The sequence below is a fragment of the Xanthomonas sp. NCPPB 3442 genome (assembly GCF_056725145.1).
Genome location: NZ_CM161514.1, coordinates 1,795,786 through 1,815,613 on the forward strand (window position 1 = coordinate 1,795,786; position 19,828 = coordinate 1,815,613).

Consider the following 19,828-nt stretch of genomic DNA (forward strand, 5'->3'; position numbering starts at 1 on the left):
GTGCAACTCGCGTGCGTGGAACGATCAGGCATGAAGGGCGTGGTGGGCGAGGGCGCGTTCAGTGATTTGCCGGGCTTGCGCATCGGCAAAAAGCAGGGTGTCGAGGGAATCGGCATTGTGCCGCGGGAGCGTTGTCAGTGTGTGTTCGACCAACGCAGGGATCGCTAGGAAACCCACCTGGCCCTGAAGAAAGGCTGAAACAGCCACTTCATTGGCCGCGTTCAGGATTGCCGGGGCGGTGCCGCCGGCCCGTAACGCGTCCCAGGCCAGGCGCAGACATGGGAACGCGGCGGTGTCGGGGGCCTCGAAATCCAGCCGGCCCTGGCGAAGCAGGTCCAGCCCGCCGACGCCGGAGTCGACCCGCTCCGGCCAGGCCAAGCCCACCGCCAGGGTGGTACGCATGTCCGGCAGGCCAAGCTGGGCAAGCGTGGAGCCGTCGACGAATTCCACCAGCGAATGCACCAGGCTCTGCGGATGCACCAGCACATCGATCTGCTCGCCCGGCAGTCCGAACAGGTGATGCGCCTCGATGACTTCCAGGCCCTTGTTCATCAGGGTTGCCGAATCCACCGAGATCTTCGGGCCCATCGACCACTTGGGATGCGCCACTGCCTGCGCGGGCGTGACTGCGGCAAGTGCCGCGCGGTCGCGGCCGCGGAACGGGCCACCGGAGGCAGTCAGGATGACCCGGCGCACGCCGCGGCTGGCGTCGCAGGAGCGCAGGCACTGGAAGATGGCGCTGTGTTCGCTGTCGATCGGAATGATTTCAGCGCCGGCAGCGGCTGCGGTGCGGGTCAGCAGCTCGCCAGCCAGCACCAGCGATTCCTTGTTGGCCAGCAACAGACGCTTGCCGGCGCGCGCTGCCGCCAGCGTAGACGGCAGCCCGGCCGCACCCACGATCGCCGCCACCACGGTGTCGCACACATCGCCGCTCGCCAGTGCGTCCAACGCCTCGGCGCCGGCGTGCGCCTGGGTCGCCAGGCCCAGCGCGCGCAGGCCATCGCGCAGCGCGGGATACAGCGCTGCATCGGCAATCACCGCATGCGCAGGCCGGTGGGTGGCGCACAGCGCCAGCAGCTCATCGACCTTGCTGCCGGCCGACAGCACGCTGGCGCGCAGCCGCTCGGGGTGACGCGCGATCACGTCCAGTGCCGATGCACCGATCGAGCCGGTGGCGCCGAACACGGCGACCTGACGGAGAGAGGAGCCAGCCATGCCTAGAATCCGAGAATTTCCTTGCCGAGTGCGAACACCGGCAGGGCAGCGAGCACGCCATCGATGCGGTCCAGCACGCCGCCATGGCCCGGAATCAGCTTGCCCGAGTCCTTGGCGCCGGCGTGGCGCTTGAGCAGGCTTTCGAACAGGTCGCCCAGCACCGATGCCAGCACCGCCAGTGCGGAGACCAGCACCAGCTGCGGCACATGTGCCAGCGTCAGCCCGGCCAGCCAGCCGAACGCGCAGGCAACCGCAATGCCGGCGAGCAGGCCTCCGAGCAACCCTTCGATGGTCTTGTTGGGGCTGACCCGCGGCGCCAGCTTGTGTTTGCCGAACGCGCGGCCGGCGAAGTAGGCACCGGAGTCAGCCGCCCACACCATGGTCAGCGCGGTCAGCAACCACAGGTTGCCCTTGTCCGGGCTGGCATGCAGCAGCACCAGCGCTGCCCATGCCGGCAGCACCGCCAGGGTGCCGGCGGCCAGCTTGAGTGCGCGCGCCTGGCCGTTGCCATGATCGGCGCCGAAGGTGAAAAAGCGCAGCCACAGCAGCGCCAACAGCCACCACGCCACGCCGACCAGCGACGCAATCTGGAACAGCACCATCGAGCCGGCCGAGGCCCACACCATCAGCACCATCAGCAGCAGGTTGAGCGTCAAAAGCACGGTGCGCGGCAGGCTGTCGTCGATCCCGGAGAGCTTGAGCCACTCCCACAGGCCGGTCAGGAACAGGACCGCCGCCAGCGCTGCCAGCCATTGGGTGGGCAGCAGCACGATCGCGCAAATCGCGAGCGGCGCCATGATCAGCGCGGCAATCACGCGAGTCTTGGTCATGCGGAGGAGCTCTCCGTCGCCTTGTCGGCGATCTGTGCGCTGGTCAGGCCGAAGCGGCGTTCACGCCCGGCAAAGTCGTCCAGCGCTTGCTGCAGCACGCCGGCATCGAACTCCGGCCACAGGGTTTCGGTGAACCACAGCTCGGTGTAAGCCAGCTGCCACAACAGGAAATTGCTGATGCGGGTGTCGCCACCGGTGCGGATGAACAGGTCCGGCGCGGGCAGGTCGGCCAGGGCGACCCGGCTGGACAGCAGCGCTTCGTCGATCTGCTCTGGCTGCAGGCGGCCGGCAGCGACGTCTTCGGCCAATGCGCGGGCAGCCGCTGCGATGTCCTGGCGGCCGCCGTAGCTGGCTGCGATGCTCAGCACCAGCCGCGAGTTCGTTGCGGTGCTGCGCTCGGCGCCGGCCATGCGCTCGCGCAATGGTGCGGCAAAGCGGCTGCGGTCGCCGATGAAGCGCACCTGCACGCCACGTCGCTGCAGTTCTTCGACCTCGCGGTCGAGCGCATGCAGGAACAGCTTCATCAGCGCGTCGACCTCATCCTGCGGACGGCCCCAGTTTTCACTGGAAAACGCGAACAGGGTCAGCGCCGACACGCCTTTTTCCAGGCAGAAATCGATCGTGCGATTGACCGCGCGCGCGCCGGCGCGATGGCCGATCATGCGCGGACGCCGCCGACGCTGCGCCCAACGCCCATTGCCATCCATGATGATGGCGATGTGGCGCGGCACAGCAGCAGAAGGGACTGGATGCATGGCAGGCGATGCCACGATCAGACCGTCATCAATTCCTGTTCCTTGCCCTTGACGACCTCATCCACGTCCTTGATGGCCTTGTCGGTGAGCTTCTGGATATCGTCCTCGGCGCTGCGGGCTTCGTCTTCGGTGACGGCCTTGTCCTTGAGCAGATCCTTGACCTGCTGGTTGGCGTCGCGGCGGATGTTGCGAATGGCAACCTTGCTGTCTTCGCCCTCGCCATGCACGGACTTGCTGAGCTCCTTGCGGCGCTCCTCGGTCAGCGGCGGCAGGTTCAGGCGGATCACGGTGCCGACCACGGTCGGGGTCAGGCCCAGATCCGAAGCGTAAATGGCTTTTTCCACGTCCTTGATCATGCCCTTGTCGAACAGGCTGATGACCAGCGAGCGGCCTTCGGACACGCTGATGCTGGCAACCTGATTCAGGGGCGTATCGGCGCCGTAGGCCTTGACCTTGATACCGTCCAGCAGCGCCGGCGAGGCACGGCCGGTGCGGATGGTGGTGAGGGAATGGCGCAGAGCATCGATGCTCTTGGTCATGCGCGTCTGCGCGTCTTGTTTGATCTGGGTGAGCATCGCCGGAATCCGTGTGGAGCTGAATCCGGGGATTATAGCCGGGACTGGGGTTTCACGACTCGCGGGCCGTCAGCACCCGCGCAGCCGGTTCACTTGGCGCCCCTTTTCACGCCGGGCGCCGGGTTGGAGATCGCTGTGCAGCCTGCGGCCGTGCGCTCTTGCGATTCCCCAATCCCGATTCCCGACCTCAGCTGCGGCCCTGCACCAACGTGCCGATCTGCTCGCCGTGCAGGATGCGCAGCAGCACGCCCGGTTCGCTCATGCCGAAGATGCGCAGCGGCAGGTCGCTGTCGCGCGCCAGTGCGAAGGCGGCGGTATCCATCACTTCCAGGCCCTGCAGGATCACCTGGTCGTAGGTCAGGCTGTCGTAGCGCACCGCATCGGTGTGCTTCTTCGGGTCCTTGTCGTACACGCCGTCGACCTTGGTTGCCTTGAGCAGCAGGTCGGCACCGATCTCGATCGCGCGCAGCGCTGCGCCCGAGTCGGTGGTGAAGAACGGGTTGCCGGTGCCGGCGGCGAAGATCGCGATGCGGCCCTTCTCCAGGTGACGGATCGCACGGCGACGGATGAAGTCTTCGCAGACATCGTTGATCTTGATGGCGCTCATCACGCGCACCTTGGCGCCGAGCTTTTCCAGCGCATCCTGCATCGCCAGCGCGTTGATCACCGTGGCCAGCATGCCCATGTGGTCGCCGGTGACGCGGTCCATGCCGCTGGCAGCCAGGCCGGCGCCGCGGAAGATGTTGCCACCGCCGATCACCAGCGCCACCTGCGCGCCGGCCTGCTGGGCTTCGATCACTTCATGCGCCAGGCGATTGATGACCTTGGGGTCGATGCCGTAATCCCCGTCCCCCATCAGCGCCTCCCCGGAAAGTTTGAGAAGAATGCGGCGATAGGAAAGTTCGGACATGGGGAAACCTCGGGGGTGGGGGATCGGCAAACGCCGGCAATTCTAGCGGAAGCCTGTCACCTGGCGTGGTAAAAATTCCTTTGTTGGCAGTGGCGTGACCGGTTGCTCAATGCGCGCGCGGGTTCGGCGGCGTTGGTACATCGGTCGCATCGTACGCAGTGACGCGGTTGCGGCCGCGATGCTTGGAGCGATACAGCGTGCTGTCGGCGGCCTGCAACAAATGGTCGATGCTGTCGAACTGGCGCTCGGCACCGCCGTGCGTGGCAAGACCCGCAGAGAAGGTGATATGCAATGGGCCGCCCTGCAGTTGCGCCATCGGCGTACGCGCGGTTTCGGCCAGGATGCGTTCGATCACCATCAGCGCCGCATCGGCAGGTGTATTGGGCAGGATCACCAGGAATTCTTCGCCGCCGTAGCGCGCCACCAGGTCGCTGGTGCGCACCATGCGTTGCAGCGTTTGCGCGAAATTGCGCAACACTTCATCGCCGACCAGATGTCCGTGCGCATCGTTGACGCGCTTGAACTCGTCCAGGTCGATGAAGGCGATCGACAGCGGCCAGCCCTGGCGCGAGGCCAGTTCGAACTCATGCGTCAGCGCGGTACCGAGCTGATGCCGATTGAATACCCCGGTCAACGCATCGCGGCTGGCCTGTTCGGCCAGGTGACGCATGCGGTTTTCCGATTCGTCGGCATGCCGGCGCGCTTCGGCCACGTCCTGCAATTCGCGCAGGCTGCGCAGCATCGCCAGTTCACGCGCCTGCTCGAAGATCATCTGGATGTGCTCGGGCTGCGGCACGCGGATGTCGAACAGCGCCTCCAGTTCCGGCAGCGATTCGGCGATGCGTTCGATCACTTTTTCGAAGCGTTCGGCATCGAGCTCCAGCACGTCCTGCGCCTGCTGCTGCGCATGTTCGGTTGCAGTGACCGCACTGGCCGAGAGCCAGATATCGGCCAGGCGCCCGGATAGCGCCACGCAGGCCATGAACGGTTCCAGGCCTGCCGGTTCTTCTTCGCTTTGCGCAATCGCATTCTGCAGATACGGCGGCAGCTGCCACTGATGCGCCAGCCAGGCGCCGACTTCGGCATGCGTGGCGCCCAGCTGTTCGCGTTCGGCAACCAGCAGCGCGGTGTTGTCGGCGGCCTGTTCCAGCAACGGCCCGTATAAATCGGGCGCGCCCTGCAGCAGGGCCAGCTTGCCGATGTCCTGCAGCAGGCCCGCCAGCATCAATTCTTCGGGTTTGCGGATGCCGTAGGCCTGGCCGAGGATGCGAATGGCCAGCGCGCATAGGCCGGCGCGGCGCCAGATGCGCTCGTGCAAGGGGTGGGTGATGAAGGTGCTGCGCACGCCGTGCACCATCGAAAAGCCCAGTGCCAGGCTCAAGGTCGCGTTGAGACCGAGCATGGTCAGCGCCTGGCCGAGATTGTCGATGCGGCGGCGACTGGCGTAGAGCGGCGAATTGGCCACCCGCAGCATACGTGCGCTCAATGCCATGTCCATGCCGATGACCTTGGCCGTGGTGGTCATGTCCACGTCCGGATCCTGCGCAAGTTCGATGATGCGCAGCGCAACGCCGGGCGGCGAGGGCAGGTTACGGCAGTAGTGCAGGGCGGCCTGGAGATCTGGTTGCATGAGTCATCGCCAACAGTGGCCACAAGCATACAGCTGCGGTCGTTGAGTAGGGCGCGCCATGCTCCGCCATCGCCGTGCCACAAAACATGCGTGATGGAACGCCAGAGCCTGGTCGGCATCTTCAGGTAACGGCAATGCCGATGACATCTGTAGAGTTGAGGCCGCTTGCCGCCGTGCCGGATGCGTTCGCTTCAGGTTCGCGCCAGTGTGCGGATGCGCGAGCGACAGGCAAAAAAAAAGCCGCGGCATGCCGCGGCTTTTTTCCGAGCGGGGAAGATCAGGCCAGGCCGGCCTGCTTCATCACTTCGGCGGCGTAGTCTTCCACCACCTTCTCGATGCCTTCGCCAACGGCCAGGCGCTGGAAGCCGATCACGTCGGCGCCGGCGGCCTTGACTGCCTGCTCGACGGTCTGGTCGGTGTTGAGCACGTACGGCTGGCCGTACAGCGTCACTTCGTTGACGATCTTGCTGATCTTGCCGCTGATGATCTTTTCCAGGATCTCGGCCGGCTTGGCCTTGTCCTTTTCGGACATCTTGGCCAGTTCGATTTCCTTTTCCTTGGCAACGAATTCGGCCGGAACGTCGGAGGCCTTGACGTGCGGCGGGTTCATCGCCGCAATGTGCATGGCGATGCCGCGCGCCAGCTCGATGTCGCCACCCTTCAGTTCGACCAGCACGCCGATACGGCCGCCGTGCACATAGGCCGCGACGTTGTTGGCGCTGTCGATACGGACCAGGCGACGCACCTGCAGGTTTTCGCCGACCTTGGCGATCACCGCAGCGCGACGCTCTTCGATGGTCTCGCCGCTGTCGAGCTTGACGCTCTTGAGCGCTTCGGCATCGGCAGCGTTCGAGTTCAGTGCGGCATTGGCCACGACCTCGGTGAAGGCCAGGAAGTTCTCGTCCTTGGCGACGAAGTCGGTCTCGGAGTTGACTTCGACCAGCACGGCCTTGCCGCCGGCCTGGGCGGTGGCGATGCGGCCTTCGGCGGCAACGCGGTCAGCCTTCTTGTCGGCCTTGGCCAGGCCCGACTTGCGCAGCCACTCGGCCGCGGCGTCGATGTCGCCTGCGTTTTCGACGAGTGCCTTCTTGCACTCCATCATGCCGGCGCCGGTGCGCTCGCGCAGTTCCTTGACCAGGGAAGCAGTGATTTCCATGGAATTACCTCATATGGACGAATGCGTGCGGCGGAAGCGATTCCGCCAGTAGGAGACGGTGCGGCATGCCGCCGCCCCCGTAGATGTATGCAGTAGCCTCAGCGACGGAGCGCGAGGGCGCCGTCGGGACTGCGGCCGCACAGCATGGTGCGGCCGCATTGCACGCCGATTACTCGGCGGCGTCAGCCTTCTTGTCGCCCTTCTTGGCCGGAGCGCGACGGCCCTTGCCTTCGTCGGCGGACTCGGCCGAGAACTCTTCTTCGCGCACCGAAGCGGAGTTCGGCGCAGCCGCCTTGCCTTCCAGCACGGCGTCGGCAGCGGCGCGTGCGTACAGCTGCACGGCGCGGATGGCGTCGTCGTTGCCCGGGATGGCGTAGTCGACCAGGGCCGGATCGTAGTTGGTGTCAACCACGGCGATCACCGGAATGCCGAGCTTCTTGGCTTCCTTGATGGCGATGTCTTCATGGCCGATATCGATCACGAAGATCGCATCGGGCAGGCGGTTCATTTCCTTGATGCCACCGAGCGAGGCGTCCAGCTTCTCGCGCTCGCGACGCAGGCCCAGCACTTCGTGCTTGACCAGCTTGTCGAAGGTGCCGTCGGTTTCAGCCGCTTCCAGTTCCTTCAGGCGGGCAACCGACTGCTTGACGGTGCGGAAGTTGGTCAGCGTGCCGCCCAGCCAGCGCTGGGTCATGAACGGCATGTTGCAACGCTCGGCTTCTTCCTTGATGGACTCGCGCGCGCTGCGCTTGGTGCCCAGGAACAGCACGGTGCCGCGCTTCTGCGCAACCGAGGAGAGGAAGTTCATCGCGTCGTTGAAGAGCGGAACGGTCTTCTCGAGGTTGATGATGTGGATCTTGCCGCGCGCGCCGAAGATGTACGGCGCCATCTTGGGGTTCCAGTAGCGGGTCTGGTGGCCGAAATGGACGCCGGCTTCCAGCATCTGACGCATGGTGACTTGGGGCATTGAAAAAACTCCTGATAGCGGAATCGCCGTGCGCGGCTTGTTGTTGAAAAGTCCGCACATGGATGTGCGGGCTGTTGCGAGGGGCTCGCATCAAAACGCACACGATTCCGGGGTTGGGCTTCCCTGTTGCCTCCGCGACGAACCCTGTGTGAGGGCACCCCGGCGCGGATGGCGGCAGCAGGTGTGAATTCGTCGGTGACGTCCGACGTGGACGACGCAATGCGCAAGAGACGCAAAACAGCCGGCGGAGTATAGCTGGCGAGTGGGCGTGGCGCAATTGGCGGGAATCGGGAATCGGGATCGGGAATCGGAGAGCCTGGTTCGCTTGGGCCTTCACCAGCCCACGATCAGCTAGCGCAATCGGCTTGACCCATTCCCAATTCTCAATTCCCGATTCCCGGCTCCAGCGCCAACGTGCTTTCGATATCGCTGTTGATACGCGCCACGAAGCGGCCGCTGCCTGTGGGCAGGTTGGCGGGCAGGGCCCATTGGCGGGTCTGGCCGGGGAGGACGTAGCCGGCCAGGTCGCCGCGGATATTGCGGCGGGTGCCGCCGGCATCGATATAGGCCAGGTCGGCCAGGCGCGCATGGCTGGAGCCGGAATTGTGGATACGCAACGCGCGCTGGCTGCCGTGCCCGGCCAGGCTGGCGTGCAACGCCGGTTGCGCTGCGCTGGCCTGGCTGGGCTGTGCAAACACCGGGGTGGAATAACGCAGCAGGTCGGTCTCGTTGCCGATCGCGTGCTGGGTCACCACGAGCCGGTAGCTGTCTTCGGCCTGCGTGGGGCTGGGGCCGAGGCGGATCACGCGCAACAGCTGCCGGCCTTGCGACGGAATTTCGAAGTGCGACGGGCTGACCGTGACGCCGGTGGCTGGCTCGAGGAGTTCGCGCTCACCGTCCTGGCGCCAGCGGTAGAGCTTGGCGTCGGCACGCCATGGTTGCGCGGCCTGGTTGTAGAGCCAGACCGTTGCCTGGTCGCTGTCGGCCGGGATGTGCGCGGTGGTCGGCGCGATGGCGATCTCGGCAGCACTGGCGGCCCCGCTTGCTGCCATACAGCCCAGGGCCAGGGCCCAGGCCAACAGATCGCGAAGGTGGCGAGCAGTGGCCATGCTCAGAACGCGATGGTGGTGATGCGCGCGCTGCCGGCGGGCAGCGGCCCGGCAAGCGCGCTGGCGTCCTGGCCGGTGCTGGTGACGGTGGGTGCCTCATTGCTGCTGGGCGGCTCGGCGATCGCCATCGGCGTGCCCCTGGAGCAACTGGCGCGCGGCGGCGCGGTACGCAATTCGCAACCGCTGAGCAGACGCAGGCCGATGTGGAGCGTGGAATTTTCCGGCCCCCGCGCGGTGGCTGCGTTCGCGGCGGCAGACGTCGCGGCGCAAGCGAGAGCAGCCAGGGCCAAGCGCTTCAGGAAGGTGACCTGCGTCATGGAGGCAATCGTTTGCATTGGAGACGTAACGAATAGCGACGCCCCCGATACGAACTTTATTAACTGTCAGTAAGTGATGGAGACGGTCACCGTGTCGGTATAGGCGCCGGCAATCGGCAGTTGTGGGGCCGGCGCACGGCCATAGACGGTGACCGTCTGGGTGGTGCCATTGCCGGTGCCTGCCAGCGTATCCACCCCGATGACGGTGCCCCACCGATTACTGCGACCGGTATTGCTGTAGAGCTCGTAATTGATGTAATTGGCGCTGCTGGCGTGGCGCATTCGCCGCACGCTGCCGCTGGCATTGCTGCCATTGTCCAGGCCGATATTCCAGGCGGTGCGGTTGGTGCAGGCCAGGCTGATGGTGGAGGTGCGATCGATGGCGGTGTCGATGCTGCCGGCAATGCTGCCGAAGTCCAGGTCGGTGGTGACGTAGGCATTGCAGCGTGCCGGCACGGTCGCCGAGGCAGTGAACGGGAAGGCGTTGCTGGCAGTCTTGGAGCCGGTGCCGCCTGCCGTGCAACTGCTCGGCAGCGAGGGTACCCCGATGATGCTTTCGTTGTAGGAGTAGCGCAGCACGGTGTCGGCGCCGCCAAAGCTGCTGGTGTGGTTGCCGACCGAAAGGATCTGGTTGGCCGGAATCCGCCCATACACGGTGATGGTGGCGGTCTGCGAGCCGCCGGTGATGACCGGCACGTTGTAGGACAGTGTCAAGGTGCGCGGCGAGGGAGCCGCCGACCCGGTGGCGCCCCAGATCTGCGTGCGGGTTGCCTCGCTGTAGATCTGGAAATCCAGGCTGTCGCTGGTGGAGTTGAGCATGCGACGAGGGGCATACACGCCGCTGCTGGCACTGCCGGGGCCAAGGTCCAGGCAGAGGCTGACTTGTGCGTAGCCCAGCACGCTGAGCGCGGCAGTCGCGCAGGAAACGTTGAGTGTTGCCACTGCATCGGTGGTGCCGTTGGCCGCCACGTTGCCAAATGCCAACGGTGTGCCGAGGGTGACGGTGCAGGTGGTCTCTGCGTGCGCCCGCTCGCTGGGCCCAAGCCACACCATCGCGATCGTCAGCGCGAGCATCAGGCGCCAAAGCGTGGACATGCTCATGGCGTGGTCTGCTCAGGGATGCACTGCAGCGGCCCCACTCGCGGAATGCCGCCCGGATCGGCGGGATACGCGAATTGCGCCACGCAACGGCCCTCGGGCAGGTCGACCAGGATGCGGTTGTCGCGTTGCAGATTGTCCAGATAGGTTTCGCCGTCGTAGCCGACCACCACGCGTTCGGTACTGCCGTCGCGCTGTACCACGCTGCCCACGGGCAGCGGCGCGCCGCGCGCGTCGTGCAGCACGATGATGGCGGCGCGCACGCGGGTAATGCCGAAGCGCACCGCCACGCCGGATTGCTGGCGCGGTGTCACCGTGGTGTCGACACGGTCCACGCGCAGGTCTGCCGGCAGGCTCAAGGTGTCGATGGAGAGCTGGTTGCGCTGCCAGGATTGCAACGGCGTCACCAGCAGGGTGCCGCGCGCGTCGGTGACTCCGATCAGGCGGTTTTCCAGGCGGACCGGAATGCCTGGCTGGCCGTCGGTGGAGACCACCGCGAACGCGTCCTGGATATCGCGCGCGGCGAAGGTGCGGCCATTCATCCACACCAGGCTACCGCTGGCGCTGGCATAGCCGAAGCTGTCGCCGTCCTGGGTTGCGGCGCCGAGGTTGTAGCGGCCGACCCGGTTCAACCAGCCCAGTTCGGCCAGCCCGCCGCTGGCGTCGTCGCCGGCACGGCCTTGCAGGCGCCAGCCGATGCCGCCCAGATCGCCATCGCCAGGCAGCGGCTGGCTGACGTCGGCCACCAGGCCGGTACGCTCGCCGTTGCGCTGCATCGATGCGCTGGCCTGACGCACTTCGCCGAAGGTGGTCGACAGCGACAGGTACAGGCTGCGATCGCTGGAGACATCCAGATTCTGATTGCCCGACAGATTGGCCGCCCAGTTGCGCCCGAAGCTGCGGGACCAGAACACGCTCGCATAGCGCGAGGTATCGCCTTGCGGATAGCTCAGCCGCACATAGCTGGTGCCGAGCGAGCCGATCGGGTCGACGTTGACCCCGAGTGCTGCGCGGTCGCTGACGCGCGCTGGCAGGGCGCCTTGCAGTGCGCCCAGGTCGCGATAATCGCCATGGGTGCGCTGGCTGCCCAGATTGACGTTGAAACGCCGGTTGTTCCAGGCGTAGCCCAGCACGTACTGGCCGCCCCGTAGCGCGTCCATCCGGCTGTGCGCGTAGGCGGCATTGACCACACCGCCCACGCCAAGCAGCCACACGCCGCCTGCGCCTGCGTTGATCACGCCGCCGCCAGTTTCGGCTTGCGCTTCGATCGTGAAATCGTCGCGCAGGCCTTTGCGAAAGGTGGCGCTGGCCACACGGCGTCGGTCGTAGGAAAACGAGCGCACGCCGTAGTCGCGGCGCAGATGGCCGATGCCGGCCGACCATTCGGAAATGCCGCGCGCCAGCAACTGCGGTGTGCCATAGAACGCGAAATCCAGCCGACGCACGCGTCCGAACGCATCGGTCACCACGATCTGCGCCTGCCCGGTGCCGCTGATGCCCGGTTGCGCCGCCAGCTGAAACGGGCCGGCCGGCACCTGGCCGCTGTACTGGCGCAAGCCGTCCACATACAGCTCAACGGTGGAAGGCACTGCCGCTTCGCCGAGAAAGCTCGGCGTTGGCGTCAGCACCCGATACGGTTGCAAGGCGTAATTGCGGCCGATCTGCACGCCGCCCAGGCGGATCGAGCGGCTCCAGTCGACAAAGCCGCTATAGAAATCGCCCACGCTGAGGCTGGTGGCGCTGTCCGGGAAATCCATCTGCCAGGCACTGTCCAGACGCACCGCTTCGCTGCGCCAGCGTTTGTCCTGGGGGCGGTCGTAGCCCAGGAAGACCGCGGTGGTATCGACCATGCCGCGCCCGATGCCGAACGCGCGCACTTCGGTGGCCAGCGACGCGCTGCTGACGCCGGCATTGCGGGTGGCATACAGGTCGTAATTGAGCAGCATGCCGGGCGATGCAGTGGCGCTGGGCGGGGCCACTTCTTCGGCTTTGAGCACCGTGGTGGACAACGACAGCTGCGCCAGCGGCGCCTGCAGCGCCAGCCGCTGCAGCGCCGCGTCGTAGCGCACTTCCACGTCGGGCAGGCGGTCCAGATCGACCAATTCGCCAGGCACGCGGTCGGCCAGGATGAAGCCGAGTTTGCGCAGGGTTTCCACCGAGCCGCGTAGCCGCCCGTCGACCAGTTCGAATGGTGCCAAGCCGCGGTCGGCCTGGTTCAAGGTCACGTCCAGATACAGCGTTTGCGGCTGTGGCGTGGCGCTGGGTGGCGGCTGATCGGGAAGCGACGTCACATCGGCCAGATCGCCGGCTGCGGCGCTGCCCAGGCAACTGGCGGTCGCAAGGAGCGTCATCGCCAGCCGCGCCGCATCAAGGCGCCGTCGGCGCGGCCAACAAGATACGTTCGTCAGCCTCACCATTGATCCTTGCGATGATGGTGCCGCGGCCGAACTGCGCCAGCGGCGCACCCAGCGACCAACGCATGGTCTGCCCGGGCAGTACATAACCGACCAAGCCGTTCAACGCGGTCTTGGTTGCGCCATCGACCTGGTGCCGCAGGTCGGCGACCTGCGCATGGCCGGTGCCGGTATTGCTGATCTGGATCTGCGCCTTGCCATCGCTGCCGGCAACCACCTGCGCGCTCAGGGTCGGCGAAGGTTCGGTGTTGCCGGGCGGCAGCAGGAAGATCGGCACCGAATAACGCAGCACGAACTGCATGCCTTTGCGGTCGGCATCGGCACTGGGCAGCTCGTCGACGATGATGCGGTAACACTGCTCCTGCCCGCTCGGGGCAGGCCCGGCGCGGATGACCCGGATCAACTGGCGCTCGCCAGCGGCCAGGGTGCGCATCGGCGGGCTGACCAGCAGATCCTGGGTGGGGTCGAGCTGATCCTGCCCATCGCGCTGGGTCCAGCGATAGGCGCGGGTCTGCACCTGGACCGGCGCGCTGCCGCTGTTGCTCAGCCACAGGCCGTCGGCGGTCTGCTGGGCGCTCAGGTTCAGCGATGTGGGTGCCAACTGCAGGCTGGCGGCATGCGCCGGCGTCGGCACGGCGCCGTTGGCCATGACCAGCGTCATCGCCAGCCCGGCCGACATCAGCCAGGCAGGTAAACGTGACAACGGGCGGTGATGCACAGGCATGCGCGGGCTCAATAGACGATCGTGGCAGTGATCGTGTCCTGGTAACTACCGGTCGCAGGATTGTTGGCCGACGGATTGGTCACGCGGCCGTAGACCGGGTAGACCTGGTTCAGGCCGGTGGCGGTGCGGCTGAGCGTGTTGGTGCCGGTGGTGCTGCCCCAGACCGTGCTGCGGCCCAGATCCTGGTAGAGCTGGTAGGCGATGTAGTTGTTGGTGGTCACCAGCGCGTCGGTATTTTTCATGCGGCGGGTGGTGACGTCGTTGGCAGTCCCGGCATTGCTGCCCGCGCTCAGTGCGATGTTGTACGGCGTCAATGCGGTGCACTGGGCCGTCACGCTGCCGTTGGCGTCCGCATTGGCGGTCGAGGTCGAGAGTACCGAGCCGAAGTCGACGTCCGTGGCGGATGCGGCGGTGATCGTGCAGGCCTTGGTGACCGCGATCTTGACGTTGAAGGTGGTGGTGTCTGCCGCGCTCGCCATGCCAATGGTCGAAAGCAGGCCGAGCGATAGCAGGACAGGGCGGACAGTACGCATGGACATTTCCTTGACCGTTCTGGTCATTGATGACGCGACGAGTCGTCGCCTTCCCTGCAATGCATCAGCTGTGCCAAACATAACGCCGAATTCACACGCTATCTAGCTGTCCTGACTCGCTTTATTGGCAAAAGTGCGATGTCCTATGGATGACTTCGTTAGGATGTTTTTTGACGCCGCGTGCACGGCGTCACGCATGAATAGGCGGCTGCGCCGGTTTTCTGCTGTGCGGTCCGCTTGAGGCCAGTCGTTGCGTCCGCAAAAAAGCGCGTGCGCTGGTCGTTCAGATTCAGCCCGGATCGGCGATAATCGTGGCCATGAGCGTCAATCTGAAAACCAAAGAAGAAATCGAACTGATGCGTGTCGCCGGCCGCTTGGCCGCCGAGGTGCTCGATGTGGTCGCGCCGCACGTGAAGCCGGGCGTGACCACTGCCGAGCTGGACCGCATCTGCCATGACCACATCGTCAACGTGCAGGGCACCATCCCCGCCAATGTCGGCTATCGCGGCTTCCCCAAGAGCGTGTGTACCTCGGTCAACAACGTGATCTGTCACGGCATCCCGAGTGCAGCCAAGGTGTTGAAGGACGGCGACATCGTCAATATCGACGTCACCGTCATCAAGGACGGCTGGCACGGCGACACCAGCCGCATGTACTACGTCGGCACCCCGTCGGTGATGGCCAAGCGCTTGGTCGAAACGACATATGAAGCGATGTGGCGCGGCATCCGGGCGGTCAAGCCGGGCGCCACGCTGGGCGATGTGGGCCATGCCATCCAGAAGTTCGCCGAAGCCGAGCGCTTCAGCGTGGTACGCGATTACTGCGGCCACGGCATCGGCAAGGTGTATCACGACGAGCCGCAGGTCATGCATTACGGCCGTCCGGGCGAAGGGCTGGTGCTCAAGCCGGGCATGACCTTCACCATCGAGCCGATGATCAACGAAGGCACCTATCACCATAAGACGCTGCCGGACGGCTGGACCGTGGTCACCAAGGACCGCAAGTTGTCTGCGCAGTGGGAGCACATGGTTGCGGTGACCGAAGACGGCGTGGATGTGTTGACGCTGTCGGCCAATTCGCCCGCGCCGGTATGACCGACACGCCGGCGGAGCGACCCGACCCGGGCGTCGCCGGCGACGCGGACTGGGCCGCGCAGGCCCGTCCGCTGCTGGTGCATGCGGACATGCGCCTGTGCAAACGCTTCGATCAGGGCGAGCCGATCGAGCGTCTGGTCGCGCTGCGCGCACGCGCGGTCGACCAATTGATGCGCAATGCCTGGATGCGCTGTATTCCGGCCGACAGCGGTTTGTCGCTGCATGCGGTCGGTGGCTATGGGCGCGGCGAATTGTTTCCGCGCTCGGACGTGGATGTGCTGGTGCTGGGCGACACCGCCGCGCAACAGCAGCACGAGCAGGCCCTGGCACGCTTGTTCGCGCTGCTGTGGGATGTGGGCTTGCCGATCAGTCACGCGGTGCGCTCGCCAGCGCAGTGCACCGCTGCGGCGGCGGACCAGACCGTGCTCACTGCCTTGATCGAATCGCGCGCACTGGTGGCCGACGGCCAGGCGCGTGCTGCGCTGGCCACGGCGATCGCGCCGCCGCAGGTGTGGCCGCCGCGCGATTTCTTCCAGGCCAAGCGCGAGGAATTGCTGGCGCGCCATCAGCGCTTCGGCGACACCGCCGATAATCTCGAGCCGGATATCAAGGACGGCCCCGGCGGTCTGCGCGATCTGCAGACGCTGGGCTGGATGGCCTTGCGCGCGTTCGGGGTCAAGGACCTGGAGGCCTTGGTCGGGCTGGGCCATGTCGGCTTCGACGAGGCCGCCGCGTTGCGTCGCGAGCGCGAAGAACTTGCCCGTCTGCGTTTCGGCCTGCACATCGTAGCCAACCGGCCGGAAGAGCGCCTGCGGTTCGATTATCAAAAGACCCTGGCCGAACGGTTGGGGTTCGCCGACGACCCGGAAAGCCTGGGCGTGGAAAAAATGATGCAGCGCTTTTATCGCAGCGCTGCACTGATCCGCCGCATCAGCGACCGCTTGTTGCAGCGCTTCGAAGAACAGTTCGATGGCGAAGCGACGCCGGAGCCGCTGGGCGGCGGCTTCAGCCTGCGCCGCGGCTATCTGGCTGCCGACGCCGAGAGCTGGCCGGACGGCGATGTGCTGCAGGTGTTCGCGCTGTTTGCGCAATGGGCCGCGCATCGCGAGGTGCGCGGACTGCATTCGCTGACCGCGCGCGCGCTGGCCGAGGTCCTGCGCGATCTGCCGGCGTACGACATTGCCGATGCAACGGCCCGGGAACGCTTCATGGCGTTGCTGCGCGGCCCGCGTGCGGTGGAAACGCTCAATCGCATGGCGCGGCTGGGCGTGCTGGGCCAGTGGATTCCGGCATTCGCCAGCGTTTCCGGGCGCATGCAGTTCGACCTGTTCCATGTCTACACGGTGGACCAGCACACCTTGATGGTGCTGCGGAACATCGCGTTGTTTGCCGCCGGCCGTGCAGATGAGCGTTTCTCCATCGCCCATGAAGTCTGGCCGCGTCTGCGCAAGCCGGAACTGCTGTTGCTGGCGGGCCTGTTCCACGACATCGCCAAGGGCCGCGGCGGCGATCATTCGGAACTGGGCGCGGTGGATGCGCGCGCGTTCTGCCTGGCGCACCGCTTGAGCGAAGGCGATACCGAGCTGGTGACCTGGCTGGTGGAGCAGCACTTGCGCATGTCGGTCACCGCGCAGAAGCAGGACATTTCCGACCCGGAGGTGATTCACCGTTTTGCGACCTTGGTGGGCACACGCGAGCGTCTGGACTATCTGTACCTGCTCACCTGCGCCGATATTGCCGGCACCAGTCCCAAGCTGTGGAACGCCTGGAAAGACCGGCTGTTGGCGGATCTGTATTTCGCCGCGCGTCGCGCGTTGCGCGAAGGCCTGGAACACCCGCCGCCGCGTGAGGAACGGCTACGCGAAGCGCGCGAATCGGCGCGTACCTTGATGCAGGCGCAGGGGCACGATGACGTCACCATCGACCGCCAGTTCGCCGGCATGCCGGACGAGAATTTCCTGCGCTTCCGTCCCGAGCAATTGGCCTGGCAGGCGGCCTCGCTGATCGAAGTGGAGATCGGCCAGACCCTGGTCAAGGCGCGTCGTGCGGTGCCGGACAACGACGCACTGGAAGTGTTCGTGTATTCGCCGGACCGCGATGGGCTGTTTGCGGCCATCGTGGCCACGCTCGATCGCAAGGGCTACGGCATCCATCGCGCACGTGTGCTGGATGCGCCACACGATGCGATCTTCGACGTGTTCGAAGTGTTGCCGCAGGAGACCTATGCCGACGGCGACCCGCAGCGGCTGGCGGCAACGCTGCGTCAGGTGTTGGCAGGCGATCTGCACAAGGTGCGCCCGGCGCGCCGCGCAGTGCCGCGCCAGTTGCGCCATTTCCGCTTCGCACCGCGGGTGGAATTCAGCGAAAGCGCCGGCGGCCGCCGCACCCGCATCAGTCTGGTCGCACCCGACCGTCCCGGCCTGCTCGCCGATGTCGCGCACGTGTTGCGCATGCAGCACCTGCGCGTGCACGACGCGCGTATCGCCACCTTTGGCGAGCGTGCCGAAGACCAGTTCCAGATCACCGACGAGCATGACCGCCCGTTGTCCGAATCCGCCCGGCAGGCGCTGCGCGATGCGCTGTGCGCCTGCCTTGACCCTGTCTAGCTAGCAACTCCGGAGACCCCATGGCCACCAGCAAGAAGACCGCGCGCAAGCAGAGCACGACCACCCCCACCGCAGCGTCCAAGCGCGCGAGTGCAACGGCCAAGGCCGCCAAGGTGCCGGCTGTTGCCGCTTCCAAGCCAGGCGCTGGCGTCGGCAAGCAGGGCGCGGCAGCTGCCGCTGTCGGCAAAAAGGCTGCTGCATCTGATGCGGCAAGCCCGAAAACCGCTGCAAGGAAGACCGGCGGCAAGTCCGCGACGTCCGCTGCACCGCGCGTGGCCAAGCAGCCGACCAAGGTGGTTGCTGCACCGGCCGCAAAGAAGGCTGCGGCGGCAAAGAAGCTGCCGATTGCAGAGCAGGTCGTGCACAGCGCCGCAACGCAGGTCGGCAGCGACGAACTCAAACTGGGCATCGAAAGCGCATTCGAACGGCGCGCCACGCTGACCATGGACGAGATCGACGGTTCCACCCGTGCCATTGTCAATCGCGTGATCGACGGACTGGAAAGCGGGCAGTTTCGCGTCGCCGAGCCGGACGGGCAGGGCGGCTGGACCGTCAACGAGTGGCTGAAAAAAGCGGTGCTGCTGTATTTCCGCGTCAACGAGATGGCGGTGATCGAAGCGCAGCCGGCGCCGTTCTGGGACAAGGTGGAATCGCGCTTTGCCGGCTTCCATGAAGCCGAATTCCGCAAGGCCGGCGTGCGCGTGGTGCCGGGCGCGGTGGCGCGTCGCGGCAGTTACTTCGGCAAGGACGTGGTGCTGATGCCGAGTTTCACCAACATCGGTGCCTATGTCGGTGAAGGCACCATGGTCGATACCTGGGCCACCGTGGGGTCGTGCGCGCAGATCGGCAAGCACTGCCATTTGTCCGGCGGCGCCGGCATCGGCGGCGTGCTCGAACCGCTGCAGGCCAGCCCCACCATCATCGAAGATCACTGCTTTATCGGCGCACGCTCGGAAGTGGTGGAAGGCGTGGTCATCGGGCACCACAGCGTGATCGGCATGGGCGTGTTCATCGGCCAGAGCACACGCATCTACAACCGCGCTACCGGCGAGATTTCCTATGGCTATGTGCCGCCGTACAGCGTGGTGGTGTCCGGGCAGCTGCCCTCCAAGGACGGCTCGCACTCGCTGTATTGCGCGGTGATCGTCAAGCAGGTGGACGCCAAGACGCGCAGCAAGACCAGCGTCAACGAACTGTTGCGTGGTCTGGCGGATTAATCCGCTTCGCAGCGGCAACAGATGACGCGCAGCGCCGGTCGAGGGTGCGCCTTTGGCACTCTCGGCCGCTGCGATGACACGCGCGTCCAAGCGCGCTTGTGAGATCGCCTGCCGGTCGCGTTGCACGCAGTTTTATCGCACCCCCTTTCGAGAAGTGAGGGGCTCTGCAAACCGCCTTTTGGGATATTTCGCATGACCACGCTCTACGGACTCAAAAACTGCGATACCTGCAAGAAAGCCGCCAAGTGGCTGGATCGTTTTGGTGTGGCGTATACGTTTGTCGACTATCGCGATCACAAGCCGGAGCCGGAGACTCTGGCGGCGTGGGCGCAGCAAGTCGGTGGATTCGATGTGTTGATCAACAAGTCTTCGACCACCTGGCGGCAGTTGCCGGACAACCGCAAGGCGGCGGGCAGTGCGGCCGAATGGAAGCTGTTGCTGCGCGAGTACCCGCAGCTGATCCGGCGGCCGCTTGTCATCACCGACGAGGGCGCGCTGCATCAGGGCTTTTCCGACAACGGCTTCAAGAAGCTATTCGGCGTTGGCTAAGCGACTGCGGTTTTCGATGGTGCTGCGGATGGTGTTGCCGCTATCGTCGTGATGCGTGATGTCTGGCATGTTGATCGCGCGCTCATCGGCCGGGCAAGCCGTTCGACCTCGCGCCGGCAATGACGCGAC

The 19,828-nt window shown here is 65.7% G+C and carries 18 protein-coding genes; 4 read left to right on the plus strand and 14 right to left on the minus strand.

The annotated features are described in order from the left end of the window. Positions 1-24: 24 nt before the first annotated feature. The 14 genes from AC1POX_RS07665 to AC1POX_RS07730 form a co-directional block, all read right to left on the minus strand. Positions 25-1,215: a 1-deoxy-D-xylulose-5-phosphate reductoisomerase gene (locus AC1POX_RS07665; protein WP_127171364.1), complete on the minus strand. Its 1,191-nt coding sequence runs from the start codon at positions 1,213-1,215 to the stop codon at positions 25-27. Positions 1,216-1,217: 2 nt separating this feature from the next. Next, a complete protein-coding gene (locus AC1POX_RS07670) occupies positions 1,218-2,045 on the minus strand; it encodes a phosphatidate cytidylyltransferase (RefSeq protein WP_372356926.1) in 828 nt (275 codons plus the stop codon). Further along, positions 2,042-2,800, minus strand: a complete 759-nt coding sequence (uppS, locus tag AC1POX_RS07675; RefSeq protein WP_011346894.1) for a polyprenyl diphosphate synthase — start codon at positions 2,798-2,800, stop codon at positions 2,042-2,044. Before uppS ends, AC1POX_RS07670 begins: the two co-directional genes overlap by 4 nt. A 17-nt stretch (positions 2,801-2,817) precedes the next feature. After that, entirely contained in the window at positions 2,818-3,375 is a 558-nt protein-coding gene (gene frr, locus AC1POX_RS07680) for a ribosome recycling factor (RefSeq protein ID WP_005921623.1), read from the minus strand. A 187-nt stretch (positions 3,376-3,562) separates the two neighbouring features. Next, entirely contained in the window at positions 3,563-4,285 is a 723-nt protein-coding gene (gene pyrH, locus AC1POX_RS07685) for a UMP kinase (RefSeq protein WP_005911727.1), read from the minus strand. 106 nt (positions 4,286-4,391) lie between these two features. Further along, positions 4,392-5,915, minus strand: coding sequence for a sensor domain-containing diguanylate cyclase (locus tag AC1POX_RS07690; RefSeq protein WP_372356927.1), 1,524 nt, complete (start codon positions 5,913-5,915; stop codon positions 4,392-4,394). A 277-nt stretch (positions 5,916-6,192) separates the two neighbouring features. Beyond that, positions 6,193-7,071 carry a translation elongation factor Ts gene (gene tsf, locus AC1POX_RS07695; RefSeq protein ID WP_014089751.1) on the minus strand — a complete coding sequence of 293 codons (879 nt, stop codon included), beginning with the start codon at positions 7,069-7,071 and terminating at the stop codon, positions 6,193-6,195. Positions 7,072-7,240: 169 nt separating this feature from the next. Then, a complete protein-coding gene (rpsB, locus tag AC1POX_RS07700) occupies positions 7,241-8,038 on the minus strand; it encodes a 30S ribosomal protein S2 (RefSeq protein WP_011346896.1) in 798 nt (265 codons plus the stop codon). Between the two features lie 383 nt (positions 8,039-8,421). After that, complete coding sequence (locus AC1POX_RS07705; RefSeq protein ID WP_372356928.1) at positions 8,422-9,147, minus strand: fimbrial biogenesis chaperone; 726 nt, start codon at positions 9,145-9,147, stop codon at positions 8,422-8,424. 2 nt (positions 9,148-9,149) lie between these two features. Then, complete coding sequence (locus AC1POX_RS07710) at positions 9,150-9,482, minus strand: hypothetical protein (RefSeq protein WP_029819030.1); 333 nt, start codon at positions 9,480-9,482, stop codon at positions 9,150-9,152. A gap of 48 nt (positions 9,483-9,530) precedes the next feature. Then, positions 9,531-10,565 (minus strand): Csu type fimbrial protein, encoded by a 1,035-nt coding sequence (locus AC1POX_RS07715; RefSeq protein ID WP_011346898.1) that lies wholly within the window; start codon positions 10,563-10,565, stop codon positions 9,531-9,533. Beyond that, a complete protein-coding gene (locus AC1POX_RS07720; RefSeq protein ID WP_372356929.1) occupies positions 10,562-12,913 on the minus strand; it encodes a fimbria/pilus outer membrane usher protein in 2,352 nt (783 codons plus the stop codon). Before AC1POX_RS07720 ends, AC1POX_RS07715 begins: the two co-directional genes overlap by 4 nt. Positions 12,914-12,929: 16 nt before the next feature. Then, a complete protein-coding gene (locus tag AC1POX_RS07725; RefSeq protein WP_372356930.1) occupies positions 12,930-13,700 on the minus strand; it encodes a fimbrial biogenesis chaperone in 771 nt (256 codons plus the stop codon). Positions 13,701-13,708: 8 nt separating this feature from the next. Continuing rightward, entirely contained in the window at positions 13,709-14,233 is a 525-nt protein-coding gene (locus AC1POX_RS07730; protein WP_005911736.1) for a Csu type fimbrial protein, read from the minus strand. 317 nt (positions 14,234-14,550) lie between these two features. Here AC1POX_RS07730 and map point away from each other — a divergent pair, with 317 nt between their 5' ends. The 4 genes from map to AC1POX_RS07750 all read left to right on the plus strand — a co-directional run bounded on the left by map (position 14,551) and on the right by AC1POX_RS07750 (position 19,699). Continuing rightward, positions 14,551-15,327, plus strand: a complete 777-nt coding sequence (gene map / locus AC1POX_RS07735; protein WP_008576697.1) for a type I methionyl aminopeptidase — start codon at positions 14,551-14,553, stop codon at positions 15,325-15,327. After that, a complete protein-coding gene (locus AC1POX_RS07740) occupies positions 15,324-17,933 on the plus strand; it encodes a [protein-PII] uridylyltransferase (protein WP_008576698.1) in 2,610 nt (869 codons plus the stop codon). The genes map and AC1POX_RS07740 overlap by 4 nt, the downstream gene beginning before the upstream one ends. A gap of 20 nt (positions 17,934-17,953) precedes the next feature. After that, complete coding sequence (dapD, locus tag AC1POX_RS07745) at positions 17,954-19,150, plus strand: 2,3,4,5-tetrahydropyridine-2,6-dicarboxylate N-succinyltransferase (protein WP_008576699.1); 1,197 nt, start codon at positions 17,954-17,956, stop codon at positions 19,148-19,150. Between the two features lie 192 nt (positions 19,151-19,342). Then, positions 19,343-19,699 (plus strand): arsenate reductase, encoded by a 357-nt coding sequence (locus AC1POX_RS07750; protein ID WP_065628509.1) that lies wholly within the window; start codon positions 19,343-19,345, stop codon positions 19,697-19,699. Positions 19,700-19,828: the final 129 nt, after the last annotated feature.